Here is an 18344-nt window from a genome sequence, read left to right as displayed (position 1 = left end):
CCCTGATGAAGACTCCTGAGACCGAGCGGCCCCGCCCAGGGGCCGCCATCCTGCGGACGGCACTGCGCCGCAACATCGGCGCCATGATCGCGGGCACCGTCCTGATGGGCCTGTACCAGGCGGCGGAGACCGCGTTCCCCATCGCGCTCGGGCTCATCGTCGAGCACACGATGCAGGACCGCAGCCTCGGCTCGCTCGGCGTCTCGATCGGTTCGCTCGCCGTGATCATCACGACGGTGTCCCTGTCCTGGCGGTTCGGCATGCGCGTGCTGCAGAAGGCCAACACGACCGAGGCGCACCGCTGGCGGGTGCAGGTGGCCGCCTGCGGGCTCCAGCCGGTGGCCAGGGACGTGGACCTCAAGTCCGGCGAGGTCCTGACCATCGCCACCGAGGACGCCGACCAGACCGCCGACATCATCGAGGTGGTGCCGCTGCTGATCAGCTCCCTGGTCGCCGTCGTCGTCGCGGCGGTCGCCCTGAGCCTCGCCGACCTCCGGCTCGGCCTGCTGGTGATGGTGGGCACTGTCGCGATCCTGTCGGTGCTCGCCGTGCTGTCCAAGCGGATCGGGGCCAGTACGCAGGAACAGCAGGCCCGGGTGGCCCGGGCGGGCGCCAAGGTCGCCGACCTCATCATCGGGCTGCGCCCGCTGCACGGCTTCGGCGGCAACCACGCCGCCTTCGGCGCCTACCGCAAGGTCAGCACGGACGCGAAGCGTCAGGCGATCACCGTCGCCCGGGTGAACGGCACCTACGCGGGCACCGCGCTGGCCCTCAACGCGGCCCTCGCCACGGCCGTCTCGCTGACCGCCGGCTGGCTGGCCTTCGAGGGCCGGATCACCATCGGCGAACTCGTCATGGCCGTGGGGCTCGCGCAGTTCATCATGGAACCGCTCAAGATGTTCTCCGAGATGCCCAAGTACGTGATGATGGCCCGCGCTTCTGCCGAGCGCATGGCCCTCGTCCTGACCGCACCGCCCGTGACGACACCGGGGCCCGAGCGGCCCGAGCCCGGCGGAGCCGTGGAGGTCGACGGCGTACACCACGGGACGCTCCACGGGGTCAAGTTCACCGTGCCGGCAGGTGAGTTCGTGGCGATCGCGGCCTACCAGCCGCGCGCGGCGGCCGACCTCGCCGCCGTCCTGGCGGTGAACGTCGCCCCCCACGCGTACGGGGGAGTGGTACGGGTCGGCGGCCGGGAGATCGGTGACCTGTCGATCGAGGCGGTCCGCGAACACCTGCTGGTGAACCCGTACGACGGGGAGATCTTCGCCGGCACCCTCCGGACGAACATCGACCCCTCGGGCAGCGGCCGCGAGCTCGCGGAGGCGGTCGAGGCGTCCATGCTCACCGATGTCGTCGCCCTCCACCGCGAGGGACTCGACCACGTGGTACGCGACCGGGGCGCGAACCTCTCCGGCGGACAGCGCCAACGGCTTTCCCTGGCCCGCGCGTTGGCCGCCGACAGCGAGGTGCTCGTCCTGCACGACCCCACGACGGCCGTGGACGCGGTCACCGAACAGCTCATCGCGCGCAACGTCGCGAAGCTGCGCCGGGGCCGCACCACGCTCGTGCTGACCAGCAGCCCGGCGCTCCTGGACGCGGCGGACCGGGTGCTCGTCCTGGACGGAGGCGTCATCACCGCCGAGGACACCCACCGCGACCTGCTGGCGAGCGACGATGCGTACTGCCTGGCCGTGGCGAGGTGAGCTTCCGCGAGGGCCCCTCCCGGAGGGGCGCTAGCCGAGTGCCCAGGCGACATCCCTGAGCAGGGCGTGCCGCCAGCCCGCCCGGTCGTGCCCCGACGCCGAACGAGACACCCGCACCGTCGCGCCCGCCTGCTCGGTGAGCGTCTCGGTCAGCTCGCAGTGCGGCAGCATCGGGCGCTCGTGCTCCCCCACGTCGAACGCGCACCGCAGCCGCGACAGGTCGGCGCCCCGGCGCAGCCGCTCGGCGATCGCGCCGCCGACCGGCCCGCCGAGCGGATCCGGCAGGTCCACGGCCCCGGGCGCCCACCAGAAGGACCCCGACTGACAGGCGACCCGCGAGACCAGCTCCGGGAACTCCAGCGCCGCGTACAGCGCGCTCAGCCCGCCCAGACTCTGCCCGGCGACCACCAGCCGCTCCAGGTCCACCGGCACGCCCGACTCGGCGACCAGCGGCAGCAGTTCGTCCCGGACCGCCTCCCACAACTCCGGCCGGCAGGCGAACTCGGCCTCCCGGTCCTTGGCCGGCAGGAAGACGAGGGTGACCGGCGGCAGGTCACCTGCGGCGGCGGCGGCGTCGAACGCCGTCACGGCCGGGTGCAGATACAGCCAGTCGTCCCCGTCGAGCAGCAGCACCACCGGACCCCCGCCGCCCACCGGGTGGACCCGTACGGTACGCCGCCCCCCGAGCCGGTCGCTGCTCCAGCGGATCCGGGTACGGGGGAGGGGCGGCACATCGTCCGGGCCCAGGGAAGGCCAGTGCGGCTGGGGCGGGGCGTCCGGCGTCGCTACGACGGACCGGTCGGCCCCGGCGCCGACCGGGTTGAACGGATCGGCGTGGGCCGCGTCCCCCACCAGGAAGCGGTAGGTCACCCGCAGCCGCGCGGGCATGGGCACCTCGGCGTACCAGCAGTCGGTGCCCTCCCAGCGCCGCAACGGTACGGGCGGCGACCAGCTCTCGAAGTCGAGCACGGCCTCGTCGAGCACGGCCTCGGAGCCGCGCCACAGGAAGAGGGTCCGCCAGCCGCCGTCGGCGGGTGTCGACGCGGGCGTCCGCGCCGCCGCCCAGAAGGCGTCGCTGCCGGGGCGCCCCGGCAGCCCGAAGGCGGCGAACGGACTCTCGCCGTCGGCCGCGGGGGTGTGCTGGGGAGCGGTCTCGGGGCGGTGGCGGGGAGCGGTCACGGGCGCGTGGCCGGGCGGTCGTTCGCCGTCCGGAAGGAGGCGAAGAACGTACTCGGAGGTGCTGTCGCCCCGCCCCCACGGCATGCCTGTTCCATCACCGGACGCATGAACGTCTCCTTGTGAGAGAGGGAGGGGCGGCTGAGCCCCCTGTGTTAGGTGAGCCTAACTCAAGCCCCCTGAAGGCTCGTTGGCGATGTCCGTGCCCAGGCCCGTGGTCAGCCGGCGGACGCCGCGCGCAGCATGCGGAGCTGCCCGATCTCCGCCACGTTCTTCATCAGCTCGGCGTTCACCCACGCCGCCATGTCGGCGACGGTGTGGTCCGGGTCGTGCTGCCAGGGGAACGGTGCGGTGGCGTCGAGATCCGCGTCGTCGAGGCCTTCCAGCACCCCCAGCCACTCCTCCCGGAGCCCACGCAACCAGCCGATGGCCCCCTCCGCGTCACCCGGCCACTCGACGTCCGCCCGGTCCCGGGGCTTCCGGCCCCGTGCGTGCTCGACCGTCGTGCTCCACCACCAGCCGATGTGCCAGCTGAGCCAGCCGATCGTCGGCACCGGAACGGGATCCGGCTCCGTCTCCGCCCAGTCCGGCAGCCACCGCCCGTCGTCCTGCCGGTGCACCGTCCAGCACAGCGGCGTCGGCTGCCAGAGGAAGTCCTCGGTGTCGAGCCGTTCGAGGTGGTACTCGAAGAGTGACCAGGTCAGGTCGAACTGCCGGCGCAGAAGGTCACATCGTGAAGCGTTCACCGGGCGACCCTGGCACACCCGGCACGCCTCCGGCAACGCGGATTCTCCGCTTTGCCAGGCCTCCGGGGTTCCCGTCGTCGCCCTGATCAAGTCGACCGAGATCTCCCTCGCGGCAGTCTGAGGCTCACCGCTCCCGGAGGTGGGCAGGCGTGAGGTCGGCGGAACTGTCCCAGGCCGCTTCCCGGAGCAGGCGGAGGCCGTTGAGTCCGACGATCACCGTGGAGCCCTCGTGCCCGGCGACGCCGAGCGGGAGGGGCAGGGTGCCGATGAGGTCCCAGGCCACCAGTCCCGTGATGAAGGTTCCGGCGATGACGAGGTTCTGCACGACGAGGCGGTTGGCCTTGCGTGAGAGGTTCACGACGGCGGGGACGGTGGCGAGTTCATCGCGGACGACGACCGCGTCCGCCGTCTCCAGGGCCAGGTCGGAGCCCGCCCGGCCCATGGCGATGCCGGTGTGGGCGGCCGCCAGGGCGGGGGCGTCGTTGACGCCGTCGCCCACGACCAGGACCCGGCGGCCCTCCGCTTCCCACGACCGGACCGCCGCCACCTTGTCCTGCGGCAGCAGCCCGGCCCGTACGTCGGTGATCCCGGCCTCGGAGGCGAGACGCCGGGCGGCGCGTTCGTTGTCACCGGTCAGCAGGACCGGCGGCCGGCCGGTGAGTTCGGCCAGCGCCGCCACGGTGGCCACCGCGTCCGGGCGCAACCGGTCGGCGATGCCCAGCACGCCGGCCGGTTCGTCGTCGCGCAGGACGAGGACGGCGGTACGCCCGTCCGCCTCCAGCGCGTCCACCGCCGTGCGGACGGGCCCGCCCGCCCCGCCCGACACGTCCAGGAGCCGCGCCGGGGAGCCCACGCGGACGGTGCGCCCGCCCACGACGGCGGTGACGCCCCGGCCGGGCGACGCGGTGAAGCCGGTGGCCTCGGCCAGGACGAGGCCGCGCTCCCGGGCGGCGTCGACCACGGCGCGGCCGAGCGGGTGCTCGCTCGGGTACTCGGCCGCCGCCGCCAGCGCCAGCAGGGCCGTGCCGTCCAGACCGGACCCGGGCAGGGGGCGTAGGTCGGTGACCCGGGGCGCGCCCTCGGTGAGGGTGCCGGTCTTGTCGAGGGCGACCGTGTCGATCCTGCCGAGCCGTTCCATCACGACGGCCGACTTGGCGAGCACGCCGTGGCGGCCCGCGTTGGCGATGGCCGAGAGCAGGGGCGGCATCGTGGACAGGACCACCGCGCACGGGGAGGCGACGATCATGAAGGTCATCGCCCGCAGCAGGGCCGGCTGAAGCCCCGACCCGAAGGCCAGGGGCACCGCGAAGACGGTCAGGGTGGCGACGACCATGCCGATGGAGTAGCGCTGCTCGATCTTCTCGATGAACAGCTGCGTCGGAGCCTTGGTCCGGGACGCCTCCTCGACCATCCGCACGATCCGGGCGATCACGGACTCCGACGGGTCACGGCCCACCCGCACCCGCAGGGCGCCCGTGCCGTTCACCGTCCCGGCGAACACCGTGTCCCCGGGCTGCTTCGCGGCGGGCAGCGGTTCGCCGGTGATCGTCGCCTGGTCGACGTCGCTCGCCCCGTCGAGGACCTGGCCGTCGGCGCCGACCCGCTCGCCGGGGCGGACCAGGATGGTGTCCCCCACCGCGAGGGCGTCCGCGGGCACGCACTCCTCGCCGCCGTCCGGCGCCAGCCGGGTCGCGGTCGTCGGAGCCAGGTGGAGCAGGCCCCGTACGGAGTCGGCGGTACGGGCCGTGGCCACCGCCTCCAGTGCGCCGGAGGTCGAGAAGATGACGATGAGCAGCGCACCGTCGAGGTACTGCCCGATGGCGGCGGCGCCGAGCGCGGCCACCACCATCAGCAGATCCACGTCCAGCGTCCTGTCCTTCAGCGCCATGAGGCCTTCCCGGCCGGGCTCCCACCCGCCGGTGACGTAGACGGCGGCGTACAGCGGCCCCCACACCCACCACGGCGCACCCGCGAGGTCCAGAGGGAACGCGAGCAGGAACAGCACCAGGGCGGCCAGCGCCCACCGGGCCTCGGGCAACGCCAGGATGCGCGTCCGGTGCTTCGGGAGCACCGGACCCGGTGCGGCGGCCACAACGGGCCGCCGATCCACGGCAGAAGGCATGACGGAACAACCTTTCACGGGCGGACGGGGCGACGCGTCCCACCATACAGGAACATATGAACAGGTCTTCAGATGTCATACGTAGGATGGAGGCATGGGCCACGGAGTCGACACCAACAGCACCGCCACCACCCGCGAACGCCTCGACGTCGTCGGCACGGCGGATGTGGCCGCCACTCTCCAGGCCCTCGCGACCCCGTCACGGCTCCACATCCTGGCCCGGTTGCAGGAAGGGCCGTGCTCCGTGGGCGACCTGGCGGCGGCCGTCGACATGGAGCCCTCGGCCTGCTCGCACCAGCTGCGCCTTCTGCGGAACCTGGGGCTGGTCACGGGTGAACGGCAGGGGCGCTCGATCATCTACGCGCTGTACGACAACCACGTGGCGGAACTGCTCGACCAGGCTCTCTACCACGTCGAGCACCTGCGTCTGGGAGGCCGTGACGCCGGCGCACCGGACGCGGAGCTCGGGCGCTAGTACGCGGCGAGCCGCTCCATCAGGGCCGCGCTGCGCGCGAGCATCTGCTGCTCCTCCGCGCTCAGTTCGAGATCGATGGCCCGGGCGAGCCAGTCGGCGCGGCGGTCACGCTCCGCCTCCAGTGCTGCCCGCCCCACCTCGGAGAGGTCGACGAGGGACTTGCGGCCGTCCGTCGGGTGGGCCCGGCGGACGACGAGGCCCTGGTCCATGAGGAGTCCGACCGCACGGGCCATCGACTGGGGGCGCACCCGTTGGTCCGCCGCGAGGTCGCTGGTGGTCATGGCCCCGTCCCGGTCGAGGACGCCCAGGACGGCGACCTGGCCGTGCGGGATCCGGTCCTCCTGCTTCACCCGCCGCGCGAGTTTGCCCATGGCGATGCGCAGGTCGGCGGCGACGGTGGCGGGCTCCAGGGTGGGCATAGGGCACTTTAACCCGTGATCACCGGCAGGTCTGCGCAGGCGACCTGCGCAGTCAAACTGAACAGCACATCTGCACAGCGCATCTGAACAGCATTGCTGTAGAGTTGTTCATGTCGCGGCTCGCGCCGGCGTCGTCGCAAGAGCGCCGCGGCACATGACTTCGGAAGGACCTTCATGGCCCCCAAGGCAGTTGAGCCCACCGCCATCCAGTCCGTCACCGCCCGCCGGATCATCGACAGCCGGGGCAACCCCACCGTCGAGGCCGACGTCCGCCTCGCCGACGGCTCCCTCGGCCGCGCCGCCGTCCCGTCCGGCGCCTCCACCGGCGCCCGGGAGGCCGTGGAACTGCGCGACGGGAACGCCGGACAGTGGCACGGCAAGGGAGTCGACCGTGCGGTCGCCCACGTCAACGGGGAGATCGCGGCCGCGGTCGTGGGCCGCGACGCGGACGACCAGGCGGGCCTGGACGCCGCGCTCATCGCGCTCGACGGCACGCCCGGAAAGTCCCGGCTCGGCGCGAACGCGGTTCTCGGGGTCTCCCTCGCCGCCGCGAAGGCGGCCGCCGCGGCCCATCGCCAGCCGCTCTACCGCTACCTCGGCGGCGCCGACGCCCGCCTTCTCCCGCTGCCGATGATGAACATCATCAACGGCGGGGCGCACGCCGACAACCCGCTGGACTTCCAGGAGTTCATGATCGCGCCGGTGGGTGCGAAGACCTTCGCGGAAGCCGTCCGTATGGGCTCCGAGATCTTCCACACCCTGCGCCGCGACCTGCTCGCCGCCGGGCACGCCACGGGCGTCGGCGACGAAGGCGGCTTCGCCCCCGCGCTGCGCACCGCCGAGGAAGCCCTCGACTTCGTCCTGAGCGCCGTCGAACGCACCGGATACCGCCCCGGCGAGGACATCGGCCTGATCATGGACCCGGCGTCGTCGGAGTTCTTCCGCGACGGCGTGTACGTGTACGCGGGGGAGGGCGTACGCCGCACGCCCTCCGAACAGGCCGACTACCTGGCCAAGTTGATCGACGCGTACCCGATCGTCTCCATCGAGGACCCGATGGCCGAGGGCGACCTGGACGGCTGGCGCGAGCTGACCGGCCGCGTCGGCCACCGCTGCCAGCTCACCGGCGACGACGTGTTCTGCACCGACGAGGCCCAGGTGCGCGAGGGCATCCGTACCGGCGTCGGCAACTCGGTCCTGGTGAAGGTCAACCAGATCGGCACCCTGACCGAGGCCCTCGCCACGGTCGCCACCGCGCGTCGTGCGGGCTGGAGCGCCGTGATGTCCCACCGCTCCGGCGAGACGGAGGACACCACCATCGCGGACCTGGCGGTGGCGACGGGCTGCGGCCAGATCAAGACCGGCTCGCTGTCCCGCTCCGACCGTACGGCGAAGTACAACCAACTGATCCGGATCGAGGAGGAGTTGGGCAACTCGGCACAGTATGCCGGCGGGGCGCTGCTGTCCCGCTCCTGACCGCCGGGCGGGGGATCCCCCGAGCCCGTCATCACCCTCGCAACGTGGAACGGGCGGCCCCCGGCGGACAGTTACGTCCACCAGGGGCCGCCCTCCGTTCGCGGCAGGCCGGTCCGGGCCGCCGGACACCGGACCTGCTCACCGCTCCCGGGTCGCCGGGCCCGGGCCGAAGAGGCCCGGATCTAGGGGAAGTTGGTGACGGTCGAAGGAATCGTCGACGTTCCCGATGTCGGCGAGCCGATGTTGTTGATGACGTGCTGGTACTGGCCGTTGCCGCCGAGCGAGACGACGAGCAGGTTGTGGAACTTCACGCCGGGCTTCACCGGGGCCTTGAAGCCGTGTTCCTGGATGATGGTCGGGTCGACGTTGTAGTAGCAGTAGCTGCCCATGCCCCAGCCCTCGTGCTGCTCGACCGAGTCGTCCACCCGGTAGGCCGCGTAACCCTTCGTGTTCCCGTTCTGGATGGCGGCCTGGTTGGGGGCGTCGTACGCCTTCTCGTTCTGGAAGAAGATCGTGCGGCCGCGCTCGCCGTACCACTCCACGTCGTACTTGTTGAAGTGCTCCACGAACAGCCCGGTCGCCAGCACGTCGTCACCGTTCACACGGACCCCGTAGTCGGCCCGGTTGGTCTCCCAGCCCCAGCCCTCACCGTGGTCCGCACGCCACACCCAGGTGTGGTCGATGATCGTGTCGTCGCTGTTCACCACGATGCTCGTGGTCGCCTTGCCGGGGCCCGCGCCGCCGATCCGTACGAACACGTCCTGGAGCGACGTCGGGTTCGCCGAGTGGTCGGCGGACGCGCCCTGCGGGCCGACCTCCAGCAGCGTCTGCGAGTTGACGGGACCGGCGTCGATGAGGAAGCCCGCCAGCTTCACCCCGTCGACGTCGGCGACCTTCATCGCCGTGACGCCGTTCTCCGGGAGGATCGTGGCCAGGCCGAGACCCAGGACGACGGTGTCCGCCCGGTTCACGTTGATGGTCTGGTCGATGTGGTAAACCCCGGGCGTGAACAGCAGGTTGAGGCCCTGCGCGAGCGCGGCGTTGATCGTCGCCGCCGTGGCGCCCTGCTTGACGACGTAGAAACGGTTCAGCGGGAGGGACTCGCCCGGCTGGTTTCCGCCGTCCCACGAGACGCCGCGCGCGTTGACGCGCTTTGCGGGGACGAAGACCTTGTACTCGTTGCCGTCCAGGTAGAGGAAGGGCTTCTCGCGGGAGATGGGGGTGGTGTCCAGCGTGGTGTAGGGCGGGGACGGGTAGCTCGCCGCCGGGGCGCCCTGGACGCCGGAGAACGTCATGTTCCACACGGCGTTGGTCCAGCCGCCGACGGAGCTGTCGCGGGTGTACCACTGCTGCTGGGAGTAGGGGCCGACCGTGCCGTCGATCTTGGAGTCGGCGATGTAGCCGCCGCTGGCCCAGCCGTACCCGTCGGGCGCGAGGTTCAGCCCGCCCTTGACGTGCATCCGGCGGAACGGGGCCGCCTGGGAGACCGCCCAGCGGTTGGTGCCGGAGACCGGGTTGAGGGTCAGGTTCTCCGCCGAACGCCAGAAGTTCTGCGTCGCGTTCCCGTCGAACCAGCCCGCGTCCACGGTCACATCGCCGTTGAACGTGGTGTCGTTCGGGTTCAGCCCGAGACCCGCGATCTGCGTGTAGAAACCGATCTGTGCGTTGAGGTTGTCGTACGTGCCCGGCTTGAAGAGGAGCGCGTGCCGGCCGCTGCCGAACTGGGCCTCCTCCTGCTGCTGGAAGATCTCGTCGACCTTGCCCTGGATGTTCGGCGTGGACGGATCGAAGACATGGACGTTCGGGCCGAGATCGCCGCCGCCCGGAATCTCCGGTCCGCCGCCGCCGTCACGCGTACCGAAGACCTTGAACTCCCAGAGCGAGTAGCCGTATCCGGTGGCCCGCTCGGTGCCGGTCAGACGCACGTAACGGGCGTCGCCGGAAACGTCGAGGGTCTCGTTGCCGCCTGCGGAGGTGGTGGTGGTGTAGGCGGTCGTCCAGTCGTCGCCATCGGCCGAGAGCTCGATGCGGTAGCTCTTGGCGTGCGCGGCCTCCCAGGCCAGCTCGACCCGGCTGAGGGCGGCCGGGGAGCCGAGGTCGACCCGTATCCACTGAGGGTCGGAGAACGCGCTGGACCAGCGCGTACCGCCGTCCCCGTCGACGGCGTTGCCGGCCGCGGTGCCGCCGTTCTCCTGACTGGACGCGGTCACCGTGCCGCCCTGGGAGAGCAGGACCGGCGCGGCCTGCGCCGGAGCGGCCTGCACGGCCGCGAGCAGCGTCGCGACGAGGGCAGTGATGAGAGCGAGGGTCAGGGTGCGCCGTCGACGGGATGCGGCCAGAGGAGGCCGCGAGGGTCTGACGAGGGCAACGGACATGTCTGATCTCCTGAAAGGTCAGGTGGGCGGAGGTGGTACAGCTGCGGGCGCTTGCTCCCACAGGGGGAGAGAGCGCTCTCTCGGTAGCCGAATGATTCTCCCGCGTTTCCGTCACGTCAAGAGTTGTGCACAGGATTGCCGCCCCACGTCTTCCGGTGAGGCGGATGTTTCATCTCCTGAAAGCTTGGCCACAGTTGACCTGGCATCAGCGTGACAAGTCGAACGCCTTCTCTGTGGCACCTGGAATCAACTCGACTGAAACCCTTGACGGTTCATCTCGCTCCCGCCACGCTCCGCACTGCGGGGGAGCGCTCTCTCGGCCCCGCCCCCTCACAGAGCAAGGAGTTCGCATGGAAGCCCGTGGAACACCACGGTTGCGCGGTGCCCTGGCGGTCATGGCCGCCGTGGCCCTCCTGTTCACCCTCTCGGTGGCCGTTGCCCCGGAACGCGCCGCCGCCGCGGCCGTTCTCGTCTCCCAGGGGAAGCCGGCCACCGCCTCCAGCACGGAGGCCCCCTTCACGGCCCCGTCCGCCGTCGACGGCGACCGGGCCACCCGCTGGTCCAGCGCCTTCACCGACGATGAGTGGCTCCGCATCGACCTGGGCGCGAGCACCTCGATCGGCCAGGTCGTCCTCGACTGGGAGGCCGCGTACGCCAAGGGCTACCGGCTGGAGGTCTCCGGCGACGGGAGGGACTGGACGACGATCCACTCCACCACCACGGGCTCCGGGGGCGTCGAGACCCTGACGGTCTCCGGGACCGGCCGCTACATCCGGATGCACGGCACCGAGCGCGCCACCCCGTGGGGCTACTCGCTCCACGAGTTCCAGGTCTACTCCTCGACCGGCGGCACCGCCCCCGGCGACGACGTCCTGCTCTCCTACGGCAAGGCCGGTTCCGCCTCGACCTCCCAGCACGACGGCACCTGCTGGGAGTGCTCCCCGGACAAGGCGTTCGACCGCGACCCCGCCAGCCGCTGGGCCACCAGCCCCGAGGGCGGCTGGAGTGACCCGGGCTGGATCGCCGTCGACCTCGGCGCCCGCGCCGAGATCAACCGGGTGGTCCTCCAGTGGGATCCGGCGTACGCCAAGGCCTACCGGATCGAGGTCTCCGACAACGGGACCGACTGGACGGCGATCCACGAGACCACCACCGGCACCGGCTTCAAGGAGACGCTGGACGTCAGCGGCACCGGCCGGCACGTACGGCTGTACGCCACCCGGCGCAGCGGTGAATACGGCTACTCGCTCTGGGAGTTCCAGGTCTGGGGCACCGGCGGGGCACCGATCCCCGCACCGCCGCTGCCCGAGGATCCCACGTACGACCGGCTGGTGTTCAGCGACGAGTTCAACGGCCCCGCCGGCGCCGCACCCGACCCGGCGAAGTGGGTTCCGGAGACGGGCACCGGCCCCAACAACGAGCTGGAGTTCTACACGGACAACAAGAACGCCGCCCAGGACGGCAACGGCTCCCTCGTCCTGGAGGCCCGCCGCGAGGAGACCCCCGGCTCCGCCTGCCCGCCCGACCCGCTGAGCGGCAGCACCACGTGCCAGTACACCTCGGCGCGGCTCAACACCTACGGGAAGTTCCAGTTCACCTACGGCCGGGTCGAGGCCCGCATCAAAGTCTCCGGCACGCAGGGGCTCTGGCCCGCGTTCTGGATGCTGGGCGCGGACTACTTCGACCAGGGGCGCCCGTGGCCCTACACCGGCGAGATCGACATCATGGAGCACGTCGGCAAGGAGCCGAAGACCACGTACTCCACCCTGCACGCACCCGCGTACAACGGCGCGGCCGGCTACGGAGCCCCGTACTCCCTGCCCGGCGGCGCGGACTTCGCCGACGACTTCCACACCTTCGCGGTGGACTGGAACAGCGAGGGCATGACCTTCCGGGTCGACGGCCAGGTCTCGCACACGGTCGACAGGGAGGAACTGGAGAGCACCCGCGGACCCTGGGTGTTCGACCACGACTTCTTCCTCATCCTCAACAACGCGGTCGGCGGTGACTGGCCCGGCCCGCCCGACGCCACCACCCGCTTCCCGCAGCAGATGAGCGTCGACTACATCAAGGTCTGGCAGTAGGAAACCGGCTGCCCGGGGTGTCCGGCCGGCGGGTTCCCTCCACCGGCCGGACGCCATTTCCTCACCCGCCTCACCCGCCTCACCCGCGCGGCGCGTACAGGATCCACAGCGGTCCCTCGGCGAGCTCGACGCGTTGACCGTCGGGGCCGGTGTACACCGTGTCCGCGTCGGCCGACGGGCGCGTCCACCGCACGTCGTACGCCCGGCCGTCCCGCAGGACGACCGCGTCCCCCGATCCCACGGTCTCGGTGAACGGGGTGTTGTTCCCCGACCGGTCGCTGAACTCCGACTGCCTCACGGCCACCTCCTGGACGACGACCGTGCCGGCCCGGAGCCGCCCGCCCCCGGCGGTACGGGCGGGGGAGCCGTCCAGCGAGACGAGCCACCGCGCGTCTCCGCCGGACCAGGTGAACGTGACCGACGCCGACGGGTAGCGAACCGTGCGACTGTCCTCCGGCTCCCCGCCGGGAGGCGGCGCACCGAACCGGAGCCCCAGCTCCTCGACGGCGTCGACCCCGGAGGCCGCGAACGGGATCCTCTCCGGCCGCAGATAGAGATTGTGCGGCGCCGGCCGGTCCGGACCCCGGAAGTACGCGCCCGGCGCCTTCGAGGGCGGTACCGCGTCCAGCGGCGCGCGGTCGATGACCGGCAGCAGCCTGCTCTGGGCCCCAGAGAAGGCCAGCGTCGGCCCGTCGAACTGCCGCAGCAGCTCCAGATCGGTCTCCCGCGCGCTGCGCACCGGGCCGATCACCGGCGGCAGACCGGAGGAGTACACGGCCAGGATCCGGCTGAGACCGGCCTCCACCTGCTCGACGTAGACGATGTCGGCCCGCTCCAGCCCGGTGTGGGGGCGTGCGGGCGCCACGTTGTCGATCTTCACGGCGAGTACGTCGGCGGCCCCGCCCGTACCGGAGGGAGAGCTGCTGCGGGGCGAGGGTGACGACCCGTCCCCGCCCGTGCATCCCGCGATCACGGCCAGCAGGAGCGCGATGAACAGCGCCGCGACCGATCTGTTCACTCCGGCTGCGGACATGGCGACCGCCCTTCCGGGGCGCCGGCCGGCGAGGTCGGCGGAACGTTGCCGTGTCGCGGCCCCTCGTCCATCATCCACCATCACGTGTCCGATGCGCGCCCGCGGTCGCGCGGGAGGCCGCGCCGGGCGCGGGCGGCCCCGACATGGCCGGAACTGCTCTGCGCCGCGCCCCCGATTCGCCTTCCGAAGGCGGTGTTCGCTCTCTACGGTTGCACCAGTGACGGGTTCGCGTACCCGCACGAGGCGACAGGTGAGGCAGAGGGGGTTCGGTGGAAGCCGAGTTGACGGCACTGGCGGCATCGGGAGCGACGACCTTCGTGGGGCTGATGGCGACGGAGGCGTGGACGCAGGTGCGCGGGCGGCTGGCCCGTTTCCTGGGCCGGGGCGAGGACGACGAGGTGATCGACGCCGAGCTGGAGGAGTCCCGCGAGGAGCTGACGGCGGCCCGGGCCGAGGACGACGAGGAGACGGCCGCGGACATCGAGGCCGAGTGGCGGAACCGGCTCCGCCGGACGCTGCGCGCCGACCCGGAGAGGGCGGACGAGCTGCGGACCCTTCTCGACGAACTGGCGCCCCCGCAACCGGTCGGACCCACGGTGTCCGTCACCAACACCATCAGCGGAGGCACCCAGCACGGGCCGGTGTTCCAGGGCGAGACGTTCTCCAACCTGACGTTCAACAGCGGTGGCGCGGACGCGCCGGAGCAGCGGTCGGGCACGGCGTGAGTGCTGAGGGCACGGGCGGCCCCGATCGTGCGGCCGTCCGGAACGACCTGTCGGGCACCGTCCACGGGCCGGCCGTCCAGGCAGGCACGATCCACGGCGGCATCACGTTCCACGTCGAGTCGCCGCCGCCGGTCGGGACACAGGTCACACCCGACGAGATCCCGCCACTCACCGTGCGGCTGATCAACCGGACCAAAGGCCTCGCCACGCTTGACGGCTGGCTGGTTCCCGAGACGGACGACGAGGACGACGGCTCGAGCGTCGGCTTCGCCGCACTGCACGGGCCGCCCGGCGTGGGCAAGACCGCGCTGGTGTCCCGCTGGGCGGAACGGGGCCGGAAACGCTTCCCGGACGGACAGATCTACGTGGACTTCGCGGCCCTGCGGGGAGAGTCGGCGGGCGCGGACGTCTCCGAGGCGGCCCGGTGCTGCCTGCGGTCCCTGGGCATGGACGACGCCTACATCCCGGCCACGTTCGTCGAACGCGTCCGGCTGCTGCGGAGCCGCTCCGCGAACCGGCGGCTGCTGGTCTTCCTGGACAACGTCTCCCAGCCCGCACAGGCCGCCGCGCTGATCCCGAAGGGGAAGGGCAGCTTCCTGGTGGTGGCCGGCGGCAGCGGACTCGGAGAGCTCGCCGCCTCCGGGGCGAAGCTGATGTCCGTGAATCCGCTCGACCGGGACAGCGCCCTGGAAGTGCTCGCCGACCGGTGCGGAGCGGAGAAGGTCGCCGCCGACCGGGTCTCGGCAAAACGCCTGGTGGAGCTCTGCGGCGGGCTGCCGGTGGCGCTCCACGTGGTCGCCGCGCGGCTCGCGGCCAAGTCCCGGCTCACCCTGGCGGCGCTCGCGAAGGAGCTGGCCGACGAGCCGCGCCGACTGGCGGGAATGTCCCTCGGAAAGGACCGGTCCGTGGCCGCAGCATTCGACCTCGCCTACCGTGAACTCGCCCCGGAAGCAGCCCGGTTCTACCGCCTGATGGGTTGGTACCCGGGAACCACCTTCGACGCCGGTGTCGCCGCGGTGGCCGCTGGCCTCGACCCGGAGCGCACCGAGGACGCGCTGGACGCGCTGACCGGGGCCAGCCTGCTGGAGGAGACCGCGGACGGCCGCTTCCGCTTCCACGACCTCGTACGGCTGCACGCCGCCGATCGCGCCACGGAGGAAGAGGCCCCGGCCGAGCGGACCGCACTCGTGCGGCGGGTGACGCTGCACTACCTGGCCCTCACCGCACTCGCCGACCGGGCCATCAGGCTGGACCGCCTGCGGATCGCCGACCTCACGCGACTGCTCGCCCGCGTACCCGACCCCTTCGCGGCCAAGGACGGACCGAAGCCGGTGGCCTGGCTGGAGGCCGAACACCGCAACATCCTCGGCGTGCTGCGGGCCGCCGCACGCGAGGAGGGACTGCACACGGAGGTGTGGCAGCTCGCGGAGGCCTTCACGGTCCTGTTCTTCCACCACCGGCATCTCGGCGACTGGCGCGAATCGCTCGAACTCGGCGCGGCCGCCGCGGCCGAAGCCCTGGTTCCGGCCGCCGAGGCCCGGCTGCGCAGCCTGCTGTCCCGTCCGCTGATGGACCTGGGCGAGTACGAGGCGGCCCGGCGCGAACTGGACACCGCCGAAGCCTGCGCGGAGGTGTCGGATCATCTGGTCGTCCGCGCCTCCGTGCAGGAGTTCTCCGGACGGTACTGGGACCGCACCGACCCTACCCGGGCGATGGAGGCCTATCGGAGCGCCCTCGACCTCAACACGGCGGCGAACGAGCACCGCGGGGCGGCCATCGCCGCCTACTTCCTCGGCTGCGCCCAGGACGCGGCCGGGGACTCCCGTGCGGCGCTCGACACCCTGCGCGGCGCCCACGAGCAGCTCGCCGCACGTGAGGACGCGCGGATGGCGGCCCGCGTGCACATGGCCATCGGCCTCGCGCACGACCACCTCGGTGAGACGCGGGAGGCGATCGCGGCGCTGAGCGCGGCCGCCGAGACGCTGCGCGCCCAGGAGGCCACCCACTACGAGGCGCAGGCCCTCGTGGCGCTGGCGGACATCGAGGAACGCCCGGGGGGCGACCCTCGTGAGGCCCGCTCCCGTCTGGAGCGCGCCCTGGAGATCTACGAGGCCGGTGGCAGCCCCCGGGCGGAGGAGCTGAGGGAGCGCCTGGCGGGAGGACCGGCGGCCGGCTGACGGCCAGGGGCCGGGCGGCCCGGTCAGCCCGAGGCGCCGCCCGGGGACGGGGCCCGCAGCCGGATCACCACGTCCTCCTCGCGCGCCCCGACCCGCACGCTCACCACGGCGTCGTCCAGAGGCGCGGCGGCCCGCAGCAGTGCGTAGACGACCGCGGCGGGCAGTCCCGGGTGGGCTGTCGGCCCGGTCACGGTCGCCTCCACGGTCCGGCCGTCGCGCAGCCCTGCCACGTATCCGCCCCCGCGCAGGGGGGCAGCGGCGAGACGACACCCCGGCAGGCGCTCCAGGGCGTCCTCGGCCCACAGGAGCGCGGCCGACGTCGAGGTGGCGGGAGCTCCGCGCAGCAGCACCGAGGCGCTTTCCAGCAGCCTTCGTTCCGGCTCCCGTTCGTCGCAGGCGAGGTGGCGAAAGCGGGTGGTGGTCTCCTCCTCGTCCTCGCCCGGCACCGCCGCCGGTCGCCTGCGCACGGTGACCACGCCCGGACCGTCGGCCGACGAGAGGGAGGTGGTGACCGTCCAGGCGGTGACGTCCGCCCCGGTCTCCTCGGGCTCGGCCAGATACAGCTCGGGCGGGGGAGCGGGCACGGGTTCCGCGAGGTCCAGCAGGTGGTAGAGCGCGGCGCGCAGCCGCGTCAGGGACTGCCCCGGCCGGTCGAAGGCCCCCTCGGCGACCGCGGCGAACCGGTCCGGAGCCGGCCCGGCCATCGCGGCCGCGATCTGCTCGTGCAGGTCACCCTGGGGGTCGAGGCGAGGCGCGGTCCGCCCGAGCGCGGCCGCGGCGGTGCCCTCGACGGCCTCGCTGCCGAAGGCGCCCAGCAGGACCGGCTTGCCGAGCGCCGCCCCGTACAGGGTCACCGAGCCGTGGTCGCCGACCACGACATCCGCCGCGACCAGTGCGGACCGCCAGGCGTGGACATGGGGGACCAGCATCAGGCCGGCTTCCAGCGCCGGGGCCAGGAGATTGCGGATCTGCCAGGAGCCGTGCCCCGCCCAGACGTTGGGGTGCACGATCGCCGCCACCCGGAACTCGTCGTAGGGGAGAGCGGCCAGCACCTGGGCCGCCAGCCCAGGATCCCGCCCGATCAGCGACGTGCGACCCCACGTCGAACTGAGCACCACCAGCCGGTGCCCGCCGGGCACACCGAGCGCCCGCCGGTACGTGCTCGCCCGCCCGGCGCTGACGAGCAGTTCGTCGTAGCACGGGTCACCCACGAGCAGCGTGCGCCCGGCCGCCTTCGGATGGGAGGAGAGCAACTGCTCCTCCTGGCTCGGGTGCGAGATGGCCAGCCAGGCGCGCCCGGACTCCAGCAGACTGTCCGGCACGACCCCCGACAGCCGGTCCCCCGGGGCACGGGCGTCGGGCACCTGCTTCTGGAAGCCGATGCCGTGCGGCAGGACGAGGACCGGGCAATGCCCCGCGGGGACGTCGATGTTCTCGCTGGCGGTGAGGATCAGATCGGGCTCGGCGTGGCTCACCTGCTCCCAGGGGATGACCCGGCAGCCCGCGTCGTGCAGGAGGTCGAGGACCCCGTCGTTGAAGGCGGAGGTGGGGTCGTGGGCGAAGACGACCGTGACGCGTGAGTCCCCGCGCAGGAGGGCGGGCAGGCACTCGAGGACCCGTACCGTCGAGGTCACCGTACGGGCCGCTACGACCAGGGTCTTCTCGCCGTGGAAGGTGCTCCATCGCCCGGCGTCGCTGCCGACGGGGACGCGGAGGGGCTGGCTAGCGTGCATGGCCACCCCGAAAGGCTACGGGCACACCGCCCCAGCGCCTGTCTCTTATACACATCTCCTCGACTCCGTACGGGAGGAAGTGGGCGCGGACCTGGTG

Annotated in this window: 13 protein-coding genes; 6 read left to right on the top strand and 7 right to left on the bottom strand. The window is 72.3% G+C overall.

Features of this window, described 5'->3' with window-relative positions; genetic code table 11:
* Positions 1–5 precede the first annotated feature (5 nt).
* A complete protein-coding gene (locus ACFWM7_RS13675; RefSeq protein ID WP_383259656.1) occupies positions 6–1706 on the top strand; it encodes an ABC transporter ATP-binding protein in 1701 nt (566 codons plus the stop codon).
* A 30-nt stretch (positions 1707–1736) separates the two neighbouring features.
* On the opposite strand, the gene ACFWM7_RS13670 is transcribed toward ACFWM7_RS13675, so the two are convergent.
* From ACFWM7_RS13670 to ACFWM7_RS13660, 3 genes are all read right to left on the bottom strand, one after another.
* The gene (locus tag ACFWM7_RS13670; protein WP_383259653.1) at positions 1737–2969 is read right to left on the bottom strand and encodes an alpha/beta hydrolase-fold protein; all 1233 of its coding nucleotides are present in this window, start codon (positions 2967–2969) and stop codon (positions 1737–1739) included.
* A gap of 131 nt (positions 2970–3100) precedes the next feature.
* Positions 3101–3628, bottom strand: a complete 528-nt coding sequence (locus ACFWM7_RS13665) for a DinB family protein (protein WP_383259650.1) — start codon at positions 3626–3628, stop codon at positions 3101–3103.
* A 124-nt stretch (positions 3629–3752) separates the two neighbouring features.
* Positions 3753–5750, bottom strand: a complete 1998-nt coding sequence (locus ACFWM7_RS13660) for a heavy metal translocating P-type ATPase (RefSeq protein WP_383259648.1) — start codon at positions 5748–5750, stop codon at positions 3753–3755.
* 94 nt (positions 5751–5844) lie between these two features.
* On the opposite strand from ACFWM7_RS13660, the gene ACFWM7_RS13655 reads away from it, so the two are divergent.
* Entirely contained in the window at positions 5845–6225 is a 381-nt protein-coding gene (locus tag ACFWM7_RS13655) for an ArsR/SmtB family transcription factor (protein WP_383259644.1), read from the top strand.
* Here the strand turns inward: ACFWM7_RS13655 and ACFWM7_RS13650 are convergent.
* Positions 6222–6644, bottom strand: a complete 423-nt coding sequence (locus ACFWM7_RS13650; RefSeq protein ID WP_383259641.1) for a MarR family winged helix-turn-helix transcriptional regulator — start codon at positions 6642–6644, stop codon at positions 6222–6224. The two genes, ACFWM7_RS13655 and ACFWM7_RS13650, sit on opposite strands and share 4 nt — an antisense overlap.
* Before the next feature lie 174 nt (positions 6645–6818).
* Between ACFWM7_RS13650 and eno the strand changes: the two genes are divergently transcribed.
* Positions 6819–8120 (top strand): phosphopyruvate hydratase, encoded by a 1302-nt coding sequence (gene eno / locus ACFWM7_RS13645; protein ID WP_383259638.1) that lies wholly within the window; start codon positions 6819–6821, stop codon positions 8118–8120.
* Positions 8121–8302: 182 nt separating this feature from the next.
* Here the strand turns inward: eno and ACFWM7_RS13640 are convergent, their stop codons facing one another.
* A complete protein-coding gene (locus tag ACFWM7_RS13640; RefSeq protein ID WP_383259634.1) occupies positions 8303–10495 on the bottom strand; it encodes a discoidin domain-containing protein in 2193 nt (730 codons plus the stop codon).
* Between the two features lie 350 nt (positions 10496–10845).
* On the opposite strand from ACFWM7_RS13640, the gene ACFWM7_RS13635 reads away from it, so the two are divergent.
* Positions 10846–12579: a discoidin domain-containing protein gene (locus ACFWM7_RS13635; protein WP_383259631.1), complete on the top strand. Its 1734-nt coding sequence runs from the start codon at positions 10846–10848 to the stop codon at positions 12577–12579.
* A 79-nt stretch (positions 12580–12658) separates the two neighbouring features.
* Here ACFWM7_RS13635 and ACFWM7_RS13630 read toward each other — a convergent pair whose 3' ends face one another.
* Positions 12659–13612 carry a DUF3048 domain-containing protein gene (locus ACFWM7_RS13630; RefSeq protein WP_383259628.1) on the bottom strand — a complete coding sequence of 318 codons (954 nt, stop codon included), beginning with the start codon at positions 13610–13612 and terminating at the stop codon, positions 12659–12661.
* Positions 13613–13881: 269 nt separating this feature from the next.
* Here ACFWM7_RS13630 and ACFWM7_RS13625 point away from each other — a divergent pair, with 269 nt between their 5' ends.
* Together ACFWM7_RS13625 and ACFWM7_RS13620 are read left to right on the top strand one after the other, a co-directional pair.
* Positions 13882–14337, top strand: coding sequence for a hypothetical protein (locus ACFWM7_RS13625; protein WP_383259625.1), 456 nt, complete (start codon positions 13882–13884; stop codon positions 14335–14337).
* Positions 14334–16514, top strand: coding sequence for an NB-ARC domain-containing protein (locus tag ACFWM7_RS13620; protein WP_383259622.1), 2181 nt, complete (start codon positions 14334–14336; stop codon positions 16512–16514). The genes ACFWM7_RS13625 and ACFWM7_RS13620 overlap by 4 nt, the downstream gene beginning before the upstream one ends.
* A 23-nt stretch (positions 16515–16537) precedes the next feature.
* Here the strand turns inward: ACFWM7_RS13620 and ACFWM7_RS13615 are convergent, their stop codons facing one another.
* Entirely contained in the window at positions 16538–18247 is a 1710-nt protein-coding gene (locus tag ACFWM7_RS13615; protein WP_383259667.1) for a hypothetical protein, read from the bottom strand.
* Positions 18248–18344 lie beyond the last annotated feature (97 nt).

Source organism: Streptomyces sp. NPDC058375 (assembly GCF_042723425.1).
Lineage (GTDB): Bacteria > Actinomycetota > Actinomycetes > Streptomycetales > Streptomycetaceae > Streptomyces > Streptomyces durocortorensis.
Note: the sequence above shows the minus strand (reverse complement) of the source record. Positions and strands in the feature narration are given on the sequence as shown.

Excerpts from the sequence above, each read along its gene's own strand:
- ACFWM7_RS13675 (WP_383259656.1), top strand. The coding sequence starts at position 6 with ATGAAGACTCCTGAGACCGAGCGGCCCCGCCCAGGGGCCGCCATCCTG.
- ACFWM7_RS13640 (WP_383259634.1), bottom strand. The coding sequence starts at position 10,495 with ATGTCCGTTGCCCTCGTCAGACCCTCGCGGCCTCCTCTGGCCGCATCC.
- ACFWM7_RS13655 (WP_383259644.1), top strand. The coding sequence starts at position 5,845 with ATGGGCCACGGAGTCGACACCAACAGCACCGCCACCACCCGCGAACGC.
- eno (WP_383259638.1), top strand. The coding sequence starts at position 6,819 with ATGGCCCCCAAGGCAGTTGAGCCCACCGCCATCCAGTCCGTCACCGCC.
- ACFWM7_RS13670 (WP_383259653.1), bottom strand. The coding sequence starts at position 2,969 with ATGCCGTGGGGGCGGGGCGACAGCACCTCCGAGTACGTTCTTCGCCTC.
- ACFWM7_RS13660 (WP_383259648.1), bottom strand. The coding sequence starts at position 5,750 with ATGCCTTCTGCCGTGGATCGGCGGCCCGTTGTGGCCGCCGCACCGGGT.
- ACFWM7_RS13635 (WP_383259631.1), top strand. The coding sequence starts at position 10,846 with ATGGAAGCCCGTGGAACACCACGGTTGCGCGGTGCCCTGGCGGTCATG.
- ACFWM7_RS13615 (WP_383259667.1), bottom strand. The coding sequence starts at position 18,247 with ATGCACGCTAGCCAGCCCCTCCGCGTCCCCGTCGGCAGCGACGCCGGG.
- ACFWM7_RS13630 (WP_383259628.1), bottom strand. The coding sequence starts at position 13,612 with ATGTCCGCAGCCGGAGTGAACAGATCGGTCGCGGCGCTGTTCATCGCG.
- ACFWM7_RS13650 (WP_383259641.1), bottom strand. The coding sequence starts at position 6,644 with ATGCCCACCCTGGAGCCCGCCACCGTCGCCGCCGACCTGCGCATCGCC.